Source organism: Arthrobacter rhizophilus, from assembly GCF_026241105.1.
GTDB lineage: Bacteria > Actinomycetota > Actinomycetes > Actinomycetales > Micrococcaceae > Arthrobacter.
Genome location: NZ_JAPFFT010000010.1, coordinates 126,778 through 148,449, shown reverse-complemented (window position 1 = coordinate 148,449; position 21,672 = coordinate 126,778). Strand labels below are relative to the sequence as shown.

Here is a 21,672-nt window from a genome sequence, read left to right as displayed (position 1 = left end):
GGGATTCCCCTCCTAGACTTTCTGCCAGCGGCTGGACTCTGCGGCGCTGCCTTCCACGGCGGCCAGGACCTTTTGCACTTGCAGGGCATCGGCGAACGACGGCGAGGGCTGCTCGCCTGCCCCGATCGCCGTCACGAGGTCCACCACTTGGTGCGTGAAACCGTGCTCATATCCGAGGCCATGCCCTGTGGGCCACCAATTTCCGGCGTAGGGGTGCTCGGGTTCGGTGACGAAGATCCGACGGAACCCGGCGTCGGGGGATTCCGCGGCGTCGTAGAAGGACAGTACGTTCATCTCTTCGAAGTCGAACGCGAGGGAGGCCTTGGTGCCGTTGACCTCCAGGCGCATCGCGTTCTTCCGTCCCAGCGCGAAGCGCGTCGCCTCGAAAACCCCGACGGCGCCCGGCGAAGCAGCGCCGCCGTCGAACCTTGCGGTGAAAATCGCGGCGTCATCGACGGTGACCGTCCCGCGCGGCGCATCCGCGCCGACGTCGCCATGTCCGCCGAGGCCCACGAGGTCACCGGCCAGCGGGCGCTCGTGGACGAAGGTTTCCAGGAGCGCGGAAACGCCGGTGATCTGCTGCCCGGTGACCCATTGCGCGGCGTCGATGCTGTGTGCTCCGATGTCGCCCAAGGAGCCCGACCCGGACTTGGACTTGTCCAGCCGCCAGGTCATGGGCGCGTTTTCGTCGCTGAGCCAGTCCTGCAGGTACTGCGCCCGCACGTGCCGGATGGTTCCCAGCCTGCCGTCGTCGACCATCCGCTTGGCGAGGGCCAACGCCGGCGTGCGGCGGTAGCTGAACCCGCACATCGAGAACACCCCGCGTTCGGCCGCGGCCCGGGCGGCTTCGGTCATGCGCTCTGCCTCTGCCACCGAATTGGCCAGCGGCTTTTCGCAGAGCACGTGCTTGCCGGCTTCAAGGGCCGCGATCGCGATCTCCGCGTGGGTGTTGCCCGGGGTGCAGATGTCGATCAGGTCGATGTCGTCCCGCTCGAGGAGCCGGCGCCAATCTGTCTCCACGGATCCCCAGCCGAGCTTGCGCGCGGAGGCCCGGACGCCGTCGTCGTTCCGGCCGCACAGGGCGGTGAGCTGGGGGTCCAGCGGGAGATCGAAGAACCTCGGCGCAGTCCGCCAGGCGTGGGAGTGGGCGGCACCCATGAACGCATAGCCGACCATGCCGACGCGCAAGGGCTTTGGGGTAGTCATTGTGTTTCCTTTCGTGCCATTCAAAGAGCGACAGCTATTTGCTGAATCCGGCGGTCAGTCCGCTGAGCAGCTGGCGGCGGGCCACCACATAGATGACCAGGAGCGGCAAAGTCGCGAGCACCACCGAAGCCAGCACGGCAGGGATGTTCACGCTGAATTCGCCTTGGAAGGTCCACAAGGACAGTGGAAGCACGCGCGTGGAGGGGCTTTGGGTCAGGATCAGCGGGAAGAGGAAGCCGTTCCAGACTCCCAGCGCGTTGTAAATGCCAACAGTTACGACGGCGGGACGCGTCATGGGCAGCGCGAGTCGCCACATCATGGCCCAGTCCGAGCAGCCGTCGAGCCGCATGGACTCGAACAACTCGTTGGGGACATCCCGCATGAAGTTGCTCAGGATGAGGACCGAAATAGGAATGGCGAACGCGATGGACGGGAGGATAAGCGCCAACAACGTGTCGTAGAGATGCGCCTTGGTGATCATCCAATAGATGGGGATGATCGTGGCGTGGAGCGGAATCGCCAGGCCCAGGAGGAACGTGTTATTGGTCCAAGCCAGGAAGCGGCCCTTGCCCCGAACGATCGCGTAGGCAGCCATGAAAGACACCAGGAGTGCGGGCACCACGCTGCCCACCGTGACGAGCAGGCTGTTTACGAAGTACATGGCGAAGTCGTTCTCGAGCACCAGCTTGTAGTTGTCCAGCGTCGGCTCGCTTGGCGGCAGCATCGGGTTCGAGGTGAAGAAGCCGGCCTGGTTCTTCAGGCTGGTGACTACCACGTAGTAGATCGGAACGATGATGACCGCCAGCCACAACCAACCGCCCAAGCCGCCCAGATAGTTAGGACGGAAGCGTCCTGGTCCCTTGGTCCGTTTTGACCGGGGGCCATGCTTGTGGCTCGCGTTGTTGCTTAGCGCGGTGCGCCCTGCCGGAGGTACGGGAAGCTGGGTTGTGGAAGCCATCAGGCACCTTCCAATTGGCTTGCGTTGCGGTTCTTGCCACCGAGTCTTTGCAGGATCAGGGCCAGCGCAAGGCCGATCACCACGAGGATGACGCCCAGGGCGCTGGCGGCGCCCATGTCGTTGGCCTTGAAGCCCGTCAGGTACATGTGCAGCGGCAAAAGCCGCGTGGCGTACCCGGGTCCGCCGCCCGTGAGGACGAAGACGAGATCGAAGTAGGCCAGCGAGCCGACCACCATGAGGGTAGAGGACGTGATGATGGTGTACTTCAACTGGGGCAAAGTGATGGCGAAGAACTGCTGCATGCGTCCTGCGCCGTCAATTTGGGCCGCTTCGTAGAGGGACGCAGGGATCTGGCGGACGCCACCTTGGTAGATGAGCGTGTGGAACGGGACGAACTGCCAGGCGATGACGAATACGACGACGAACAGCACCAGGTCCGAGTTGCCGAGCCAGTCCTGGGCAAGGAACGGAAGGCCCAAGCCCGGGCCAAGGCCGAAGTTCGGGTCCAACAGGGCCTTGTAAGCGATGGCGACGGCAGCCGAGGAGAGCAGCAGCGGCACGAAGTATAGGACCGCGAGGGCTGCGCGGTATTTCTGGGAAGCGGACGTGAACACGCCCAGCAGCAGGCTGATGGGCGCCTGGACGATGAACGAGAAGAACATGATCTTGGCGGTGACCAACAGCGCGTTACCAGTGACGGGATCGGTCAGGACCGTGGTCCAGCTCGACAAGCCGTCCAGCTTGATTTCGCCCAGCCCGTCCCATTTGGTGAAGCTGAGGAAGAGCACGCCAAGGAGCGGGAGGATGGCGAACAGGAGGAAGAAAACGAGGGCTGGTGCGGCCAGCCACCCCGACGGGCCCTTTTCAAGGACCCGCCGGGAAGAACCGGTTGAGGTAGACACTGTTTACTTTCCGATCGTTGCGTTCATGGTTGTGACGAACTGATCGGGGCTGATCTTCTTCAGGAAGATCTGGTCCAGGTTCGCCAGCATGGCGTCTCCCTGTGCGGGGCTGAGGGCCTGGTCCCAAGAGAGGGTGAAGCTCGGGGCGTTCTTGGCCATGCCGTACACGTAGCTCAGGAAGTCCTTGTCCGGCGATGCTGCCAGCTTGCTTTCGATGCCCGTGGTCACGGGAACGGCTCCGGAATCGATCAGGGCCTGGGTGTCCGCGTCGGTGAACATTCCGCTCTTGACGTAGTCGAGCGCGGCCTTCTTCTGGCTGTCAGTGGCCTTGGACGAAATCGACCAGAAGTTGGAAGGGTTGCCCACCACGTTGGCCGGATCGCCCTTGCCTCCGGAAACGGTTGGGAACGTGATGTAGCCGAGCTTGCCGCTCTTGACGAAATCCGCCGCGTCCTTCTTCATGCCCTGGTAGATCCAGCCGCCCTGCAGGATCATGGCGGCCTTGCCGGTGTAGAGGAGCGCCTGGTCGGCGTTGCTGTCGGCAGCAACGGAGGAGAAGCCGTTCACGAATCCGCCGGCGTCAACCAGTTCCTGGATCTTGGTCAGGGCTTCCTTGACGGCGGGATCGGACCACGCGCCGGGCTTGTTCGCGGCGATGTTCGCGAAGGCGTCGGGTCCGCCGATGCGCTCAACAAGGTATTCGAGCCACATCAGGTCAGGCCACTTGGACTGGCCACCCAGGGAGAAGGGGGCGATACCGGCTGCTTTGAACTTCGGCACCAGCGCCATCAGCTCATCCCAGGTCTTGGGGGCCTGTGCGCCGATCTTGTCGAAGACGTCCTTATTGAAATACAGGACGACCGGCTGCACGTTGTTGTTCGGCAAGGCATAGGTCTTGCCGTTGATCACGCCATTCTTGAGCACGGACGGAAGGTAGCGGCTCTTGACGTCCGGGTTTGACGCGATGAAATCGGACATGTCGGCAACCTGGCCGGAGTCGACGTAGGACTTCAAGACTCCGCCGCCCCATCCGTAGATGAAGGTGGGTCCCTGGCCGGCGCCGACGGCGGTGCGGACCTTAGTCTTGTACGCGTCGTTCGCGAAGAAGTCGAGCTTGATTGCCTCATCCGCGTGAGCTTTGTTCCACGCATCGATGGACTTCTGGAGCACGGGCTGGTTACCGCCCGTAAGGCCCCACATGGTGGTCGAATCGGCGTTGCCCGCCGAACCCGCCGGTCCGCTGGAACCACAGGCAGCGAGGGAGAGTGACACGGCCGCAGCAGTGACGGCGATCGCTGCCGAACGCAACGTGAGTTTTACCATTTGCATTTCCATTCGTCCTCCGGGCTCGACGCTGATTGCCCGGCTATTGGTTTCGGGAGTCCGGCCTTCAGGGATGAGGCTGCACTGCCGCTGACACTGAGTACGCTTTACGGATTCTTCGAAATATTTCGATATTATTTTCGGTCCGTCAGGCAAATTTAGCTGTGGTCTGAGTCACGGTCAAGGACTTTCGGGCATAAAGTTCAACTCTTTTACGAAATGATGATTGACTCTGCTGGCTTTGGCACCCAGACTTGTGGGAGCGAAATATTTCGAAAGAGTAGGGGAGTGATGGCCAGCAATGAACGCCCGGCCAAGCTGACGTTGGCCGCGGTTGCGCGGGAGGCGGGCGTCTCGATGCCGACGGTCTCGAAGGTCGTCAACGGGCGCGAGGACGTTGCCGCCCCTACTCGCGCCAGGGTTCTGACTGCCTTGGAGCGGACTGGGTACAAGTCACCGCTTCAGCGAAAAAACAGCGCGGGCCGGCGGCCTGTGGTGGAGGTAGTGCTCGACACCTTGAACTCGGCGTATGGCGTGGAAGTGCTCAATGGCGTGCTGGAGCACGCGGCCGCCTCCGACGTCGAAGTCCTCCTCAACATCACGGGCCAGCAGGGTGCGTCGACACTAAGCCCGGAGCAACGGGCCCAGCGGATCATCGACGAAGGGCGCAGCGGCATGATCGTGGTGACCTCGGCCTTCAGTTCGGCCCAGTTGGATCCATTTCGACGGCGGCAGATTCCCATCGTTGTCATCGACCCGCTCAACCCGCCGCCAGATGACGTGGTCAGCGTGGGCGCCAGCAACTGGGCGGGCGGCAAGGCTGCCACGGCCCATTTGCTGGATCTAGGTCACCGGCGGATCGCCTACCTGGGCGGGCCGGAAGCCGCGGAATGCAACCAAGCGCGGCTTCACGGCTACATGGCCGCACTGATGGCGAAGGGTGTGCCGGTCGAGGAGCGCTACATCCTGTCAGGGCCTTTCCGGTCCGAGAACGGTGTGGCGGGAATGAAGACCCTGCTTCAGCTTGAAGAGCGCCCAACTGCGATCTTCGCCGCAAGCGACAGCATCGCTTTGGGGGCGCTCGCCGAGGCGCGTCGACAAAAGATCCGCATCCCGGAGGACATCAGTGTGGTCGGCTTTGACGGCACCTACCAAGCCGAAGAATCGGTGCCTCCCCTGACCTCGGTGTCCCAGCCGCTGCAGGAGATGGGCCGCGCCGCCTTGCGGTTCGTGCTGCGGCAAATGCGAGGCGATGCGGTCGATTCACGCAGAGTGGAACTCGCCACGCACTTGGTGGTCCGCGAATCCACGGCCCCGCCGGCTTAGACATAGAAGGTTCCTGGGCCGCTCGTCGGCCCAGGAACCTTCTTGCAGAACTTAGGGCGTTACGGCACCGGCACTCCTGCTGGGGCGACGGCGTCGACCTCCCCGGTCGCCGGGCTGGTGGCCGGGACGGCTACACCCTTGCGGTAGCGCCATAGGCCAATTGCTACCACAATGACGGCCAGGAGCACAGAGAGCAGGAGCGATTCCCGGGTTGACTCCAGGATCACCATTCCGATCAGCAATGCCACGATGCTGATGATCGCAACCCACGTCAGGTACGGGAAAAACCACATCTTCAGGCTCAGGCCCTGAGCCGAGGCACCCATGCGGCGGCGCAGGATCAACTGGGAAGCCGAGATGACCAGCCACACGAAGAGGGCAATCGCGCCAGACGTGTTGACGAGGAACAGGAACACAGTGTCAGGGGCGATGTAGTTCAGGCCCACGGTGATGAAGCCAACCACGGTGGACGCCAGCACTGCGGTGGCCGGGACGCCGCGCTTGGAGATCCTGCCCCAGGACCTGGGAGCGTCGCCGCGTTTGGACAGGGAGAAGAGCATGCGGCTGGCGGTGTAGAGACCGGAGTTCAGGCAGGACAACACGGAGGTGAGGACCACGATGTCCATGATGGTGCCGGCTCCCGGGATGCCGTACAGCTCAATGACGGCTACGTAGGGGCTTTTTGCCACACTGGCGCTGTTCCAGGGCAGGAGGGTGACCACAATGGCGATCGATCCGACGTAGAAAACCAGGATGCGCCAGACGGTGGACTTGACGGCTTTCTTGACGGCGTCCACGGGATCGGCAGACTCACCGGCCGCGATGGTGGCGATTTCCGCACCGAAGAAAGAAAAGACGACTACGAGGATGCCGGCCAAGACCGCGCCGGGCCCGTTCGGCAGGAAACCACCGTTTTCCAGCAAGTTGGCGACGCCCGGAGCTGGCACGCCTGGCATGAAGCCGAGGATCGCCGCGAGGCCTGCGAGCAGGAACAAGACGATTGCGGTGACCTTGATCGAAGCAAACCAGAATTCGAACTCGCCGTAGGACTTTACCGAGCCGAGGTTCGTAAGTGTCAGCAGGATCATGAGCACTAGCGCCCACAGCCACTGATCGACGCCGGGAACCCAGCGGTGCAAGATCGCGGCCCCTGCTGTGGCCTCGATGCCCAGAACGATGATCCAGAACCAGGCATACAGCCACCCGATGCTGAAGCCAGCCCAGCGGCCGAGCGCCTTGTCGGCATATGTGGAGAACGAGCCCGTTTCCGGGTTGGCGGCGGCCATTTCACCGAGCATTCGCATCACGAGGATCACCACAAGGCCTGCGGCCATGTACGCCAGGAGGATACCCGGGCCGGCCTGCTGGATTGCAGCTCCGGAACCGACGAACAACCCTGCGCCAATGACGCCGGCGATGGCGATCATGGACAAGTGCCGTGGTTTTAGGGATTTAGAAAGTTGCTGTTCAGCGTGCATGTAGAGCGCCGTCTTTCAGATTGGGGGGCGGCCGGAGGGCGTGCATTCGGCCAAAATTGTGTGCGTTGAATCACAATTGATTCCCATCTTAAGTCTGATAACAGCGGTATTGGTTGTGCACTCAAACAATCTGCGTGGTCGATAAATAGCAAGTTACACAGTTTGTAGCCGTATTAGTAAACATGTGTTGCTTTAAAAGCAATAAGGAAGCACTTCTGCTCGGAGTAATGGTCCCGGAGGTGGTTGCCGGGTCAGCCTACGTGGACCCAAGGGCGCCGGGTGACATCTGGTTCGGCTTCGCGCAGGACTTCGCGGGTTACCGGGGCGATCTCACCCTCGCCGAGGAACAGGAAGCGCAGGAGATTGATGACCGGGTTGCCCTCGGTCCAGCGGAAGTAGATGTGGGGCATGAGGCCCGTCACGTCTCGGATGTGCAGGAGCACCGATGCGATGGTGTTGGGGACCACGGGTCCGTGGACTTCTAGGATTTGGTGCCCGTGACGGGTGACGCCACGGACTTCAAGTGCGGTTTCGAAGTCAGAAGAATCGTCCACGATCACTTCCAGGAAAAGTGCTTGGTAGTCGACCGGGATGTGGCTGACTTCGATGGCCGAGGAGAGCTTTTCCCGATAGGCCTCAGCAGTGAGACGGAGCGGTTCATGGGCAATGAGGGCAATCGGGCCGCTCAGATTGGTTGACATGAATTCCAAAGCCTGGCGGTCCAGATGGACGTGGGTAGCGTGCAGCTCAAAGGAGCGCCGGATCCGGGAAAGCAGGGAGATCACGATGATCCCCACGATGAAGATGGCGGCGATCCGGATGCCTTCGGGACGCTCGAACATGTTGGCGACGGTGGTGTAGAGGAAGACCACGGCGATGACGCCGAACCCGACCGTGCGCTTGCGCTGCCTTAAACGGCGGGCGGAGAGCGTCACCGCCACGGCTGCCGAGGTCATCAGGACCAACACACCGGTCGCGTACGCGCCACCCTGGGCATCGACGTCGGCGTTGAACAGGTAAGTGATCAGGAACCCGATGAGGGTGAACACCAAGACCAGCGGACGCACTGCTTTGGCCCACTCGGGAGCCATGCCGTAGCGGGGGAGGTATCGGGGCACCAGGTTCAGCAGCCCGGCCATGGCCGAGGCCCCGGCGAACCAGAGGATGGCGATGGTGCTCAGGTCGTAGACGGTGCCGAACCCCACCCCGAGATATTGGTGCGCCAAGAATGCCAGCGCGCGGCCGTCGGCCTGGCCGCCGGGCTGGAATTCCTGCTCCGGGATCAGCACCACCGTGATGAAGCTGGTGGCAAGCAGGAATGAACTCATGATCACCGCGGCTGAGGTGAGCAGTCTCCGGGCGCCCTTGATGCGGGCAACGGGATTGTCTTCGGTGTCGCCGGGGGCCCCTTTGATCTGCGGCATGACAGCGACGCCGGTCTCGAAGCCGGACATGCCTAGCGCCAGTTTGGGGAAAACCACCAAGGCAATGCCGACCACCATCAGCGGGTTTCCATGGGAGGTGGACAGCGCCGTCCACCAGTCAGTGACGGCTGCGGGGTGGGCAACGACTTCAGCCATTGTGACCACCACGAGCACGACGTTCAAGCTCAGATAAAGGACGACGAGGGCAACGGCGACCCCGATCGCTTCCTTGAATCCTCGCAGGAATACGGCGGCGAGTAGTGCTAACAGGAACAGCGTGACCGCGACATTTTGGCCTTGCAACCAGCCGGGCGCAATCGGGTTCTGGATCAGGTGGGCAGTGGCATCTGCTGCGGATAGGGTCATGGTGATCATGAAGTCGGTCGCGGCGAAGCCCAGCAGCACCAGGACGAAGAATTTGCCGGTCCATCGCGGCATGAGGCGCTCCAACATGGCGATTGATCCCTCACCGCGTGGGCTTTCGCCCGCAACCCGGTGGTAGACGGGAAGGGCGCCAAGCAAAGTGAGGCCAACCAGGACAAAGGTGGCGATCGGGGAAATCACCCCCGCGGCCAGTACCGCAATCGCCGGGGCGTAACCCAGGCTGGAGAAATAGTCGACGCCGGTGAGGCACATGACCTGCCACCACGAGTGCTTTTTCAGGTGAGCATCGCCCACCGCGCCGGGGCCCTGGTGCGATCCTTTGGAGTCCTGCAGTCCGAACAGCAGCCATGTCCGCAAGGAGGCCATGCCCCCGGGCCTTGGTGCCGAAGGATCAGCTGGCGGCCTGCTCAAGGTAGTCATGGTGTCCTTTCCGCGCGACGCGCAGCACCGCGATCATTGATGAAGATAGCACCGATTGCAGGTCTATTTGCTGGTTGAAGGGGATCTTGATGAATCCTTAACGGCCATTCCCCCGGAGTCCACGCTGTACCTGTTAAGAGGCCATCAAGATTCAGGCCAGGCGTATTAAGAACTCGTCAGGACCGCCTTTTCGCCGCCTGCCAAGGAGTTGACTGGCATCAGCCCCGCAAACGGGGCGCGGATGAAAGGACGTTCCAGTGGCCGACGTGGCTGTTGTGGGGATCTTCGTGGTGTCCATGGGGATCGTGATGTGGATTGCCCACCTTTTGGGGAAAATTGTCGACGGCGACGGGCCGGTGAACGGGCAATGAACGCGGACGCCGTGATGTGGTTGGTCCTGTTCATTGCGGGCCTGTGTCTGTTCGGCTACTTGTTGGCCGTTTTGATCCACCCGGAAAAGTGGTGATTCCGGATGGTTTTCAATGTTGCCTCCTTCGTCACCCAGGTGGCCGTTCTGCTTTTGCTGCTCATCTTGGTGCACAAACCGCTGGGCGTTTATCTCGCCCGCGTTTTTGAAGGGAAAAGGTCAACCCGCGTGGAGCGGTTGTTCTACCGGGTGTCCGGCGTTGACCCGGACTCCGAGCAGAGCTGGTCGATCTACCTGCGCAGTGTCATGGTCTTCTCTGCAGTGTCCATCCTGGTGGTGTTCCTGCTCCAGCGGCTCCAAGGCGTCCTGCCCGGAAACAATTCCCTGCCTGGCGTGGACCCTTGGACGGCCATGAACACGGCCATCTCCTTCGCCACCAACACCAACTGGCAGACGTACGTCCCTGAGTCCACCATGGGCATCTTCGTGCAGATGTGCCTCCTGGCCGTGCAGAACTTCCTGTCGGCCGCCGTCGGAATTGTGGTGGTGGTCGCGCTGATCCGCGGCATCGTGCGAACCCGGACGGACAGGCTGGGGAACTTCTGGGTGGACGTGGCCCGCACCTCGTTCCGCATACTGCTCCCGATGGCTGCGCTCGCGGCTATTGTGATGGTGATTGGCGGCGTCGTCCAGAATTTCTGGTCAACCGACGTCGTCAACCAAGCGACCGGTGTCACCCAGACCATCCCCGGTGGGCCGGTAGCCTCCCAGGAGGCAATCAAGATCCTAGGCACGAACGGCGGCGGCTACTTCAATGCGAATTCGGCCCATCCGTTCGAGAACCCGAACGTCTTCATCAGCCTGTTCCAAGTCTTTCTGATCCTGCTCATCCCGTCTGCCCTGCCTTATGCCTATGGCCGCATGGTGGGGGACCAGCGGCAGGGGTACACGGTAGTCGGTGTCATGGGCACGCTCTGGCTGAGTTCCACTGCCCTGATGGGCTGGGCCGTCGCCTCCGCGCAAGGAACCGCGACGGCGGCTGCCGGAGGTTTGGGGGAAGGCTTCGAGCAGCGACTCGGCGCCGCCCAAAGCTCAATCTTTGCCACGGCCACCACCTTGACGTCCACGGGAGCCATCAACGTTGCCCACGATTCCCTGCCGCCCCTGGCCGGTGGAGTCGCCATAGTGAACATGATGCTCGGTGAGGTGGCTCCCGGCGGCACGGGTTCAGGGCTCTACGGCCTGCTCATCCTCGCGATTGTCTCCGTGTTCATTGCCGGGCTCATGGTTGGCCGGACTCCGGAATTCCTGGGCAAGAAGATCGGCCCCCGGGAAATGAAGCTCACAGCAATGTACATCCTGGTGACGCCCGTGGTGGTGTTGGCGCTCGCCGGGGTCACGGTCCTGCTGCCGGACGCCATGGCCAACGCACCAGCCTCCGGACCCCACCAATTCAGCGAAGTGCTCTATGCCTTCACGTCCGGCGCCAACAACAACGGCTCGGCCTTCGGTGGAATTACCAGCTCCGGACCGTATCTGTCCACGATGATGGGACTCGCCATGCTTCTGGGCCGTTTCCTGCCCATCGTGTTGGTGCTGGCCTTGGCCGGTTCCCTTGCAAAACAACCCAAGATCCCGGCGTCGTCCGGCACGGTCCCGACCCACGGTTGGCTCTTTGGTTCGCTCTTGCTCGGCGTCACAGTCATCATGACCGCCTTGAGCTACTTCCCGGCCCTTTCCTTGGGCCCCCTCGCAGAAGGACTCCTCAAATGACCAAGTCCAGCACGGCATTCGCCAAGGACACGGCCGCCCAGACCTACGCAGACGGCAATCCCCTGGGCACTCCGGGGGAGCACAAGCATCACACCAAGGCGCCAGCCAAACTGGACCTCGCCAGCATCCGTTCCGCGCTGCCGGTTGCGGTACGGAAACTGGGGCCACGCCAGATGATCCACTCTCCGGTGATGTTCACAGTGCTGGTTGGTGCGGCCCTCTGCACTGCCATCTGCATCCTCAAACCGGCCGTGTTCGGAATCGCGGTGACCGCCTGGCTTTGGCTGACCGTGCTCTTCGGGACCTTGTCCGAAGCCATCGCGGAGGGCCGCGGCAAGGCCCAAGCGGACAGCCTTCGGGCCAGCAGGAAAGGCGTTGTTGCGCGGCTTCGTCTGGAGGATGGCACCCTCAGGGAGGTGCCGGGCACGGAACTGCGGAAGAACGACGTCGTCATCTGCGAAGCCGGGGACGTCATCCCTTCCGATGGCGAAATCGTCGAAGGCCTGGCCAGCGTGGACGAGTCCACCATCACTGGTGAGTCGGCGCCCGTGATTCGTGAATCGGGCGGCGACCGTTCTTCGGTGACGGGCGGCACCAAGGTCCTCTCCGACCGGATCGCCATCCGCATCACGGCGGAAGCCGGCGAGACGTTCATCGACCGGATGATCAAGCTCGTGGAAGGCGCAGTCAGGCAGAAGACGCCCAACGAAATTGCCCTCCACGTCCTCCTGGTCTCCCTGACCATCGTGTTCCTGGCGGTCACCATGAGCTTGGCACCGTTCGCGTCCCTCACGGGCGCAACGCCGTCGCCGATCGTCCTGGTGGCGCTCTTGGTTTGCCTGATCCCCACCACCATCGGGGCGTTGGTGCCGGCCATCGGCATCGCCGGCATGGACCGCCTGGTGCAGCACAACGTGTTGGCCACCTCCGGCCGCGCCGTGGAGACCGCTGGAGACATCACCACGCTCCTGCTCGACAAGACCGGCACCATCACCTACGGCAACCGGCGCGCGGTCAATTTCTTCCCCGCCCACGACGTCGAGCGGACCGAACTCATCGAAGCGGCCCGGCTCTCCAGCCTGGCCGATGAGACGCCCGAAGGACGCTCGATCGTGGAGCTTGCAACAGCAAAGGGTGTCAGCGGCCCGGACCTCGCTGCGCTCCTCAAGGGTTCGGAAGACTTCGCGGTTGTCGAGTTCAGCGCAAGCACGCGCATGAGCGGCCTGGACCTCGACGGACGGAAGATCCGCAAGGGCGCCGCAACCGCCGTCGCGAAGTTCGTTGCCGACGCCGGCGGTCAGACACCCGCCGAGGTGGACAGCAAGGTGCGGGAGATCTCGGCCCAGGGCGGCACCCCACTGTTGGTGGCCGGCGTCGGGCACGACGGCGGAGCCCGGGTTCTGGGCACTATCCACCTTGCCGATGTGGTCAAGCCGGGAATGCACGCCCGCTTCGCTGAACTCCGGAAGATGGGGATCCGGACGGTGATGATCACGGGGGACAACCCGATTACGGCCAAAGCAATCGCGGCGGAGTCCGGCGTTGACGATTTCGTCGCCGAGGCCACTCCTGAAGACAAGCTGGCCGTCATTAAGGAGGAGCAATCGCAAGGCCGCTTGGTGGCGATGACGGGCGACGGCACCAACGATGCCCCCGCACTGGCCGCGGCGGATGTCGGCGTCGCCATGAACTCAGGAACCCCTGCCGCCAAGGAAGCCGCGAACATGGTGGATTTGGATTCCGATCCCACCAAGCTCATCAACATCGTGGGGATCGGCAAACAGTTGCTCATCACGCGTGGCGCCCTGACCACCTTCTCGGTCGCGAACGACGTCGCAAAGTACTTCGCGATCGTTCCAGCACTGTTCACGGCGGCGTTTCCGGGGCTCGGCCTCTTGAACATCATGGGCCTGGCCTCGCCGTCGTCGGCCATCCTGTCCGCGGTGATCTTCAACGCCCTGATCATCATCGCCCTGGTTCCGCTTGCCTTGCGCGGCGTCAAATACCGCGCAGTCTCGGCGACGCAAGCCTTGGCCAGGAACCTCGCGATCTATGGCTTCGGCGGCCTTGTGGCACCTTTCATCGGGATCAAGCTCATCGACCTTCTTATTTCCCTCATCCCCGGCATCAGCTAGGAGCCACCATGAACATCTTTTCCGGCTATCTTCGGCAAGCGGGAACGGCCCTGCGGTTCCTGCTCCTCGCCACCGTTGTCCTCGGATTGATCTACCCGCTGGCGATTTTCGGAATCGGCCAGGCTGTTGCGCCCTTCCAGGCCAACGGCTCCATCGTGAAAGACTCGGCCGGCCGTCCGGCCGCCTCGGCGCTGATCGCTCAGGTCGTAGCCGATGAGGCCGGCACCCAGAACCCGCTGTGGTTCCATGCCCGCCCCTCGGCGGCCAAGTGGGACCCGGGGGCGTCCACTGCCAGCAACCTGGGACCCAACGATCCCAAACTGCTCGACGCCGTCAAGGCCAATCGCGCTGCTATCGCCGCCGCCGAGGGGGTCAAGGAGTCAGACGTCCCCGCCGACGCCGTGACGGCCAGCGGTTCCGGCCTGGACCCGCAGATCTCGGTGGCCTACGCCCGCCTCCAGGTGACAAGGGTGGCAAAGGCGCACGGGCTGAGTCCCGAGACAGTGCAGGCAATGGTGGACCGGCGCACGGTCACGGGACTTGAGGCCTTCCTGGGGCAGCCGTCGGTCAATGTCGCGGAACTGAACCTGGACGTGGCCGCAGCGGCGCCGGCCAAGTGAGGGTGCCAGGCCTCGCCCGGCCGTACCGCCTCGTTCAACAAGTGAAAGAATGACCACATGGCACGGGCAACGCTGCGCATTTTCCTCGGGGCAGCCCCGGGGGTCGGGAAGACCTACGCCATGCTCGAAGAGGCCCACCGGCTGAGCGGACGTGGCGAGGACGTGGCGGTGGCCCTCGCCATGGACCATGGGCGCAGCGACACCCGGGCCTTGATGGACGGATTGGAAGTCATCCCGCCGCACACCATCGCGTACCGGGACACCACCTTCGAAGAGATGGACGTCGACGCGGTCCTGGCACGCAAGCCCCGGATCGCCGTCGTCGATGAATACGCACACTCGAACATCCCCGGAAGCCGGAACCACAAGCGCTGGCAGGACGTCGAGGAACTGCTCGACGCCGGCATTAACGTCCTTTCCACCGTCAACGTCCAGCATTTGGCCTCCTTGGGCGACGTCGTGAGCGCCATCACCGATGTGCGGCAGTCGGAGACGGTGCCCGACGACGTCGTCCGGCGCGCCGATCAGATCCACCTTGTGGACATCTCACCAGAGCTGCTGCGGCAGCGGTTGGGAGACGGCAAGATCTATTCGGCGGACAAGATCGATGCCGCATTGTCAAACTATTTCCGACTCGGCAACCTGACCGCGCTGCGGGAACTCGCCCTTCTCTGGTTGGCCGACCGCGTGGACGAAGGGCTCGCGAAGTACCGTTCGGAGCAGGGGATCGAGGCGAGCTGGCCGGCCCGCGAGCGGATTGTCATTGGACTTACGGGCGGGCCTGAAGGGGAAGTCCTCATCCGCCGGGCCGCCCGCATTCTCAAGCGCGTCAACGGCGGAGACTTGCTCGCCGTGCACGTCCGCGCCGCCGATGGGGTGGCCTCGGAATCGCCGCAGGCGCTGGAGGCCCAGCGGCTATTGGTCCGGGATCTCGGCGGGAGCTACCACACGGTGGCCGGGGAGGATCCTGCGAAGGCTTTGCTTGACTTCGCCCGCAGCGTTAACGCGACGCAGATCGTCGTCGGGATTTCCCGGCGTCGGTCCCTCGTTGGCAGGCTGACTGGCCGGGGGATCGGCAACCGGGTGGTGCGTGACTCCGGGGACATCGATGTGCACATGGTGTCGCATCCCCTGGGTGGCCGTGGCGTTGACCGTCCGCGGCAGCGGGACCTCGGCCGGACAAGGGTGACCATCGGTTTTGCGCTGGCCGTGGTCCTGCCGGTTGTTGTGCAGCTCCTCCTCGCCGCGAGTCCCTCACACAACATCGCGACTGCCGTGCTTCTCCAGCTGACGGGCTCTGTGGCCGTGGCCCTGGTGGGCGGGTTATGGCCCGCCCTGCTCGGTGCCCTCTGGAGCAGCCTGCTGGTGAATTACTTCTCCATACCCCCCGTGGGCACCCTGACCATCAGCGACCCCGAGAACATCCTTGCCTTGTTGGTCTTCGTGGGTGTTTCAGCCGCCGTGGCCGCCGTGGTGGACGTCTCGGCCCGGCGTTCCAAGGAGGCCGCCCGGGCCAGGGCCGAGGCCACCACCCTGGGCGACCTCACGCGTGGGGCGTCGAGCGCAGAGGACACCGTCGAAGGACTCTTGAAGCAGGCGCTGGACGTGTTCCAGATGCGCGGGGCGGCACTCTTCAGGGCAACAGGCGCGGGTTCCGCGGGCGCAGCTACCGGCGGCTGGCGCCTCGTCGCCAAAGCCGGAGAGGCCGCGCCCCTTCCTCCCGACGGCGCCGACAACACCGAACAGGTCGACGCGGGAACCCGGCTGGTCCTGTCCGGCCGCATTCTGCCTGCCAGCGACCGCCGGTTGCTGAGCGCCTTCGGCGCGCACCTATCGGCCCAGCTGGAGCGGCGGCAATTGGCGGCCAGTCGCCGTGAAGTCATGCGCTTGGCCGAGAGCAACACCATGCGCACCTCCATCCTGCGGGCCGTCTCCCATGACCTCCGGACTCCGCTGGCGGGGATCAAATTGGCCGTGGGCGGCTTGCGGCAAAGCAACGTCCACTACACGCCCGAGGAGGAGCAGGAACTGTTGGCAACCATCGAGGAATGCTCGGACAGGCTCGACGTCCTGGTGGGGAACCTGCTGGACATGTCCCGCATTACCTCGGACTCGGTGAACGCGCTCATCCGCCCGGTGCGCTGGTACGAAGTGATTCCGGCCGCCCTGCATGGCGTACCGCCGGGGAGGGTGCGCGTCGACCTGCCGGGAAACATGCCGGAGGTCGACGCCGATTCCGGAATGCTGGAACGCGTCATCGCCAACATCGTGGAGAACGCCATCAAGTACGCTCCGGACTCGGATGCGGTCCTGGTGGGTGCAGCGGGCGGACTCAGCTCGTCCGCCCTGGATGGGAGGCCGTCCGGAGAACTGCGCATCATCGACCACGGCCAGGGGGTCCCCGCCGAAAGCGTCGTCAGGATGTTCCAGCCATTCCAGCGGCTCAACGACGTCCCTTCCACCACCGGGGTTGGCCTTGGCCTCGCTGTAGCCAAGGGATTCACGGAAGCGATGGGAGGCACACTCACCGCGGAGGAGACTCCGGGTGGTGGTTTGACCATGGTCATCCGGCTGCCGTTGTCGACCGGGGTCGCGTTCCCGCATGAGGAGGCGCAAGCTCCCTTGGAAGCGCAATCGGTGCTCTTGGAGCGCCGCCATGTGCCGCCGTCTGGCAGCCCGGATAGCGCCTCCAAGGAGGCGAGATGAGCAACGTCCTGGTGGTGGACGACGATCCCCATATCGTCAAGGCCTTGCGGATCACGCTCCAAGCCCACGGTTACACCGTGGCCACCGCGTCCGACGGCGAATCGGCCTTGCGCTCTGCAGCACAGCATCCGGTGGGCGTACTGATCCTCGACCTTGGATTGCCGGATATCGACGGAACCACGGTCATCACCCGCTTGCGTGCGTGGAGCAACGTGCCAATCCTGGTCCTTTCCGCCCGGCATGGCTCCGACGACAAAGTTGAAGCACTGGACGCGGGCGCGGACGACTACATCACCAAGCCCTTCGGGCTCGACGAGCTGCTGGCCCGCCTCCGGGCGATCCTGCGGCGAACCACGGATCCGGGCGAAGAGCCGCCCGTGCTGGTCACCGACTCGTTCACGGTGGACCTGGCCATGAGGCGCGTGACGCGCGACGGCGTGGACGTCCGGCTGACGCCGACCGAGTGGGGGATCCTGGATCTCTTCGTGCGGAACCCGGAGAAGCTGATCACCCAGCAACAGCTCCTCAGCGAGGTCTGGGGGCCGGCCTACGCCAAGGAAGCCAATTACCTGCGCGTATACATGGCCCAGCTCCGGCGGAAACTGGAACCGGAACCCGGGAACCCTCGCCACCTAATCACCGAGGCAGGGATCGGGTACCGGTTCATGCCGTGATGCCGGCGGCTTCCACGAGTCGGACGGCCCGCGGATGACATAGTGGCTGACTTTGGACGAGCCCGTGATGTGCTTCCGGAAGTTACGCGGGTTCAGAACCCCAGATCAAGCGTTGGCCGTTCCCTGTGGCGGAAGGCATCCAGCTGGTGTCGCTGGACGGGCGGAACCTTCAACCTTGGCCACGTTGCCAGTCGGGCAAGCTGATCCACTCGCAGAAGTTACTGGAGTTCTTGCCATCGTTCCGGCATCCTTCGGGGAGATCTGTCTGCGTTCCACATCGCCCCCATTAAGGCAAAGCCGTCTCGCGCTGTTAGCGTGCCCTCAGCAATCAGCTGCTCGACCGTAGTGCGGGTGTCCCACGTGACGATCCCCAGCTGCTGTCCGAAGTCGAAAGCTGCTCCATCGTCGGTAATCCAAATGGAGTCTCGATAGCCTGCGACGTTGTGGATCAGATGACACGTCTCTGCTTCGCCGAGGTGTTCAAATGGTTTTGTTCGACTCCCTCCCAGCCGGGCAAGACGAATGTTCTCCACTTGCTCGTGGTCCTCAATCTCGATTGGTTCCCCGAGCCATCCTTCGCTCGCGACAGCTTCCAACTGGGGGATTTGCCGGGATGAACGGCGGGCCTCGGCATAAACTGCCTGCGTCCATCGCCCGTTGGACCTCAATAACTCCTGCAACAGACTGAGTTCGTTAACCGCTGCGTAGTTGCAGAGGACGGTGTTGTCGGGAAAGAGGAGGCTTGGCACTATTTTGCGTCCACAGGATGCAGGAGTTCGGCAATTTCCTCTGGATCCCGATCCATAAGGGATGCAAGCGGACGGACTGAAGTCTTGCGGGTTGAGTATTGCGCAAGGTGACCAATTAGGAGTCGGGGCGGGATTCGATCTGCCCCCGAACGAGCCCTTTCAGTTGCGACAAGATTGTAATCCCCGGTTGCCAGCGCGCAGGTCTCCGCCGTCACTGCTTTCCAGGATTCGACCTTAGAAGGATCTAACAGGCGGAGGTTCTGAAGACGATATGCTAACGCGATCGGTGATACCCGGAAATGGCAGACGGCGCGCATGAATTGTTCGTCGTCTGGGTCGCTGCCGCCAATCTGCGCTTCGACTTCTGATTCCGGCATTAAGAACGCAGCGGCAAAGGAGTTCGCCCGTTTTTCAGTTTCCAAGGAGCTATGAGACGGCACTTCCTCGGCAATCAGCTCCTGAGCATCAGCGGCCAGAATGTGGCCGAGTTCGTGAGCGAGGGTAAATCGCTGGCGTGCCCACCTGTCTGTTGGCTGAAGCATGATCAATCGCTGCTCGTCCGTCTGCCAAGAACACCCATCCAGTCCCTTAGGCAAAGATGTCACAGCAACGTCGATCGAAAAGACTTCCTCAACAACGTCGACCAAGCTTGGCCTGGAAACCACGCTGCTGCCAGAGGCGCTGATCGCGGCCAATGCATCCGCAGCCAACTCGTTTGCCTGCTCGATGTATGACCAGACGTGACGGAGGGGTGGGAGCACCCTCAGCTCTCGTTTTGATTCGGAGAGCATGGTCAACTGATCGCTCGCCTCACTGAAGCGGCGTGCGATTGTCTCGATGTCGGACGTGTGGGGCGCCGCGGCCATAGCTGTTCGGGCTGCTATCGCGGGAGAAGCGCGGTGCCGGCCCGTCAAGATCCACTCGACGGTCGTTCCTGCGAGTTCAGCCAGAAGCGCGAGTTCGGTCGTTGTGAATTTGCGGACGCCTGAAAGCGACTTGGAAAGCTTGTCGGGGGTAGTTGCAATAGCTCCGGCGATCTCAGAGTTCTTCATGCCCGTGGAGTCAAGGATTTCCCGGACACGTTCAATAGATGCGGCATCCATGAATCCACTCTAGCGCAAGATCTTGCGAAAATCGCAAGCAAGACTTAGGAACTGGGAGACACCCGAGGACGCATCGCAGTAGAGCTATCTGTATTCCGTCGTCGTCGATCAGTGACTTCATCAGCAAGTGCTCGGGTACCGGTTCATGCCGTGAGGCCGGCGGCTTCCACGAGGCGATCTTCAAAGTGCACGGCCTCTCTGGCCTCGACGAGTTGTGCGTAGGCGCCGCCTGCAGCGCGAAGGTCGCCAGGCGCTCCGAGCTCCACGATCGCACCGCCAGCAAGGACGGCCAGCTGGTCCGCTTTCTCCACCGTCGAGAGCCTGTGGGCGATGGTGAGCGTAGTCCGGCCAACCGCCAGCCGGTCGAGCGCCGCTTGCACCTGGTACTCGGTGGCGTTGTCCAGGGCGGATGTGGCCTCGTCGAGGACCAGCACTTTCGGGTTGCGCAGGATGGTCCGGGCAATGGCCAAGCGCTGCTGCTCGCCGCCGGAGAACCGGTGGCCCCGGGCGCCGACCATGGTGTCTAAACCGTCGGGCAGGCCAGCGATCAGGTCAGCGATCTGCGCGGAGGCCAGCGCGCTCCAGAGGACTGCGTCGCCCGCGTCCGGTGCCGCCAGCAGTAGGTTTTCCCGGATGGTGTCGTGAATCAAGTACGTCTCTTGGGACACCACACCAACAATTTTCGTCAGGTCCTCCGGGGAGATGTCGCGGACATTCACGCCGTCGATGGTGATCTGTCCGGCGGTGGGGTCATGCAGGCGTGGGACCAGTGAGCCCAGTGTCGATTTTCCGGAACCTGTGGGCCCCACGATTGCGGTGCTGGTGCCGGCCGGGAGCGCAAGGTCGATGCCGTGCAAAACTTCAGTGCCGCCGTCGTACGCAAAACTGACGCCCTCAAAGCGGACCTCGCCGCGCACTGCGGCCGGGTCCAAGGGAACGGGCTGTGCCGGGGCAGTGATCTCGGGAGCCAAGTCCAGGTACTCAAAGATGCGGCTGAACAGGGCCATCGCGGTGACCCACTGGACGCTGAGGTCCAGCAGGCTCATGACCGGGCGGAAGATGGCGGCCTGCAGTGCGGTGAACGCCACGAGCGTGCCGATGGTCATGCCTCCGCTGGTGACGGGCAATCCAGCGGCCAAGTAGATCAGCGCCGGAATGGCCGAGAAGATGATGCCCATGGTGGACATGCGCCAACGGCCGGCCAGTTGGGAGCGCATCTCCAGGCCGATCAGCCGTTTGGAGCTCTCCGTGTAGCGGTGGGCGTCGCGCTTGGTGGTTCCGAGGGTTTTGGAGAGCCGGACGCCGGAGACTGACAGCCCTTCCTCGACCTGTGTGTTCATAGTGGCCAGTTCGCTCTGCAGCGTGGACGTGATGTTTCGCCGGAGCAGGGCCACCCGGCGCGTGAACCAGACAGCTGGCGGGATCACTATCAGGGACAGGAGCGAGAGTCCGGGCGAAATGGCCACCATGGCGATGGCTGTCGCAATGGCAGTGGTCAGGTTGGAAGCGACGCCCGTGGCGGTGGATGTGATGACCTGCTGCAGGCCGGAAATGTCGTTGTTCAACCGCGACTGCACCTCGCCACTGCGGGTCCGGGTAAAGAACCCCAGTGATTGCCGTTGCAAGTGTGTGAACAAGCGCGTGCGCAGGGTGTGCATGATCTTCTGGCCCATGCCTGTGGTCATCCAGGTTTGCGTCACGCCAATGAGCGCGGTGGCGGCGGCTACGGCGATCAACCCGGTGGCCAGCCACGCGAGAAGCGGCAGATCCCTGCCGGGTAGCGCGACGTCGATGATGTGGCGGACCAGGAACGGCTGTGCCAGGCCGATGATGCTGGATGCGCTGATGAGAAGCACGACGGCGGCAATGGTCACCTTGTGCGGCGTGAACAGTCCGGCGATCCGCTTGAGGCTCACGGGATTCTGTTTCAGCTGGGTCCGGTCGGCGGGGTTGAGGCGGGCGGGGCCGCGACCGGGATTTCGGGCGCCAGGGCCCGGTCGATGGGGATTTTGGGTGAGGATGTTCTCCGTCATAAGCACCACCTCCAGTGGTGAGTGGGGCGTAGGGAATCGCGCTTTTTGTAATACAGAGGTTACCTCACTATGTGGTTACGGGTCAAATTGT

At 63.1% G+C, this 21,672-nt stretch carries 16 protein-coding genes; 7 read left to right on the top strand and 9 right to left on the bottom strand.

Annotated elements, in window-relative coordinates; all coding sequences use genetic code 11:
* Positions 1–12 precede the first annotated feature (12 nt).
* From OOZ51_RS10960 to OOZ51_RS10945, 4 genes are read right to left on the bottom strand one after another with little or no spacing between them, the layout of a single operon-like run.
* Positions 13–1,206: a Gfo/Idh/MocA family protein gene (locus OOZ51_RS10960; RefSeq protein WP_265979549.1), complete on the bottom strand. Its 1,194-nt coding sequence runs from the start codon at positions 1,204–1,206 to the stop codon at positions 13–15.
* 34 nt (positions 1,207–1,240) lie between these two features.
* Positions 1,241–2,164, bottom strand: a complete 924-nt coding sequence (locus OOZ51_RS10955) for a carbohydrate ABC transporter permease (protein ID WP_265979548.1) — start codon at positions 2,162–2,164, stop codon at positions 1,241–1,243.
* On the bottom strand, positions 2,164–3,066 hold the full coding sequence (locus OOZ51_RS10950; protein WP_265979547.1) for a carbohydrate ABC transporter permease: 903 nt from the start codon (positions 3,064–3,066) through the stop codon (positions 2,164–2,166). Before OOZ51_RS10950 ends, OOZ51_RS10955 begins: the two co-directional genes overlap by 1 nt.
* A gap of 3 nt (positions 3,067–3,069) precedes the next feature.
* Positions 3,070–4,389, bottom strand: coding sequence for an extracellular solute-binding protein (locus OOZ51_RS10945; RefSeq protein ID WP_265979546.1), 1,320 nt, complete (start codon positions 4,387–4,389; stop codon positions 3,070–3,072).
* 291 nt (positions 4,390–4,680) lie between these two features.
* On the opposite strand from OOZ51_RS10945, the gene OOZ51_RS10940 reads away from it, so the two are divergent.
* Complete coding sequence (locus tag OOZ51_RS10940; protein WP_265979544.1) at positions 4,681–5,715, top strand: LacI family DNA-binding transcriptional regulator; 1,035 nt, start codon at positions 4,681–4,683, stop codon at positions 5,713–5,715.
* 59 nt (positions 5,716–5,774) lie between these two features.
* Here OOZ51_RS10940 and OOZ51_RS10935 read toward each other — a convergent pair whose 3' ends face one another.
* Both OOZ51_RS10935 and OOZ51_RS10930 read right to left on the bottom strand, forming a co-directional pair.
* On the bottom strand, positions 5,775–7,193 hold the full coding sequence (locus OOZ51_RS10935; protein ID WP_265979543.1) for an amino acid permease: 1,419 nt from the start codon (positions 7,191–7,193) through the stop codon (positions 5,775–5,777).
* A 251-nt stretch (positions 7,194–7,444) separates the two neighbouring features.
* Positions 7,445–9,421 (bottom strand): APC family permease, encoded by a 1,977-nt coding sequence (locus OOZ51_RS10930; RefSeq protein ID WP_265979542.1) that lies wholly within the window; start codon positions 9,419–9,421, stop codon positions 7,445–7,447.
* 367 nt (positions 9,422–9,788) lie between these two features.
* On the opposite strand from OOZ51_RS10930, the gene OOZ51_RS10925 reads away from it, so the two are divergent.
* Genes OOZ51_RS10925 through OOZ51_RS10900 form a run of 6 tightly spaced genes read left to right on the top strand, consistent with a single transcriptional unit; the run spans position 9,789 to position 17,696 of the window.
* Entirely contained in the window at positions 9,789–9,887 is a 99-nt protein-coding gene (locus tag OOZ51_RS10925) for a potassium-transporting ATPase subunit F (protein WP_323054733.1), read from the top strand.
* Positions 9,888–9,893: 6 nt separating this feature from the next.
* Positions 9,894–11,561 (top strand): potassium-transporting ATPase subunit KdpA, encoded by a 1,668-nt coding sequence (kdpA, locus tag OOZ51_RS10920; protein WP_265979541.1) that lies wholly within the window; start codon positions 9,894–9,896, stop codon positions 11,559–11,561.
* Positions 11,558–13,696, top strand: a complete 2,139-nt coding sequence (gene kdpB / locus OOZ51_RS10915) for a potassium-transporting ATPase subunit KdpB (protein ID WP_265979540.1) — start codon at positions 11,558–11,560, stop codon at positions 13,694–13,696. Before kdpA ends, kdpB begins: the two co-directional genes overlap by 4 nt.
* A gap of 8 nt (positions 13,697–13,704) precedes the next feature.
* Entirely contained in the window at positions 13,705–14,316 is a 612-nt protein-coding gene (gene kdpC / locus OOZ51_RS10910; RefSeq protein ID WP_265979539.1) for a K(+)-transporting ATPase subunit C, read from the top strand.
* 57 nt (positions 14,317–14,373) lie between these two features.
* Positions 14,374–17,022 (top strand): DUF4118 domain-containing protein, encoded by a 2,649-nt coding sequence (locus tag OOZ51_RS10905; protein ID WP_265979537.1) that lies wholly within the window; start codon positions 14,374–14,376, stop codon positions 17,020–17,022.
* On the top strand, positions 17,019–17,696 hold the full coding sequence (locus OOZ51_RS10900) for a response regulator (protein WP_265979536.1): 678 nt from the start codon (positions 17,019–17,021) through the stop codon (positions 17,694–17,696). Before OOZ51_RS10905 ends, OOZ51_RS10900 begins: the two co-directional genes overlap by 4 nt.
* 218 nt (positions 17,697–17,914) lie before the next feature.
* On the opposite strand, the gene OOZ51_RS10895 is transcribed toward OOZ51_RS10900, so the two are convergent.
* The 3 genes from OOZ51_RS10895 to OOZ51_RS10885 all read right to left on the bottom strand — a co-directional run bounded on the left by OOZ51_RS10895 (position 17,915) and on the right by OOZ51_RS10885 (position 21,581).
* Positions 17,915–18,445: a hypothetical protein gene (locus OOZ51_RS10895; protein WP_265979535.1), complete on the bottom strand. Its 531-nt coding sequence runs from the start codon at positions 18,443–18,445 to the stop codon at positions 17,915–17,917.
* Entirely contained in the window at positions 18,445–19,548 is a 1,104-nt protein-coding gene (locus tag OOZ51_RS10890) for an ImmA/IrrE family metallo-endopeptidase (protein WP_265979533.1), read from the bottom strand. Before OOZ51_RS10890 ends, OOZ51_RS10895 begins: the two co-directional genes overlap by 1 nt.
* A 143-nt stretch (positions 19,549–19,691) precedes the next feature.
* Entirely contained in the window at positions 19,692–21,581 is a 1,890-nt protein-coding gene (locus tag OOZ51_RS10885; protein WP_265979532.1) for an ABC transporter ATP-binding protein, read from the bottom strand.
* Positions 21,582–21,672 lie beyond the last annotated feature (91 nt).

Coding starts and splice junctions, on each gene's coding strand:
- OOZ51_RS10960 (WP_265979549.1), bottom strand. CDS start 1,206: ATGACTACCCCAAAGCCCTTGCGCGTCGGCATGGTCGGCTATGCGTTC.
- OOZ51_RS10955 (WP_265979548.1), bottom strand. CDS start 2,164: ATGGCTTCCACAACCCAGCTTCCCGTACCTCCGGCAGGGCGCACCGCG.
- OOZ51_RS10945 (WP_265979546.1), bottom strand. CDS start 4,389: ATGGTAAAACTCACGTTGCGTTCGGCAGCGATCGCCGTCACTGCTGCG.
- OOZ51_RS10940 (WP_265979544.1), top strand. CDS start 4,681: ATGGCCAGCAATGAACGCCCGGCCAAGCTGACGTTGGCCGCGGTTGCG.
- OOZ51_RS10935 (WP_265979543.1), bottom strand. CDS start 7,193: ATGCACGCTGAACAGCAACTTTCTAAATCCCTAAAACCACGGCACTTG.
- OOZ51_RS10930 (WP_265979542.1), bottom strand. CDS start 9,421: ATGACTACCTTGAGCAGGCCGCCAGCTGATCCTTCGGCACCAAGGCCC.
- OOZ51_RS10925 (WP_323054733.1), top strand. CDS start 9,789: ATGAACGCGGACGCCGTGATGTGGTTGGTCCTGTTCATTGCGGGCCTG.
- kdpA (WP_265979541.1), top strand. CDS start 9,894: ATGGTTTTCAATGTTGCCTCCTTCGTCACCCAGGTGGCCGTTCTGCTT.
- kdpB (WP_265979540.1), top strand. CDS start 11,558: ATGACCAAGTCCAGCACGGCATTCGCCAAGGACACGGCCGCCCAGACC.
- kdpC (WP_265979539.1), top strand. CDS start 13,705: ATGAACATCTTTTCCGGCTATCTTCGGCAAGCGGGAACGGCCCTGCGG.
- OOZ51_RS10905 (WP_265979537.1), top strand. CDS start 14,374: ATGGCACGGGCAACGCTGCGCATTTTCCTCGGGGCAGCCCCGGGGGTC.
- OOZ51_RS10900 (WP_265979536.1), top strand. CDS start 17,019: ATGAGCAACGTCCTGGTGGTGGACGACGATCCCCATATCGTCAAGGCC.
- OOZ51_RS10890 (WP_265979533.1), bottom strand. CDS start 19,548: ATGGATGCCGCATCTATTGAACGTGTCCGGGAAATCCTTGACTCCACG.
- OOZ51_RS10885 (WP_265979532.1), bottom strand. CDS start 21,581: ATGACGGAGAACATCCTCACCCAAAATCCCCATCGACCGGGCCCTGGC.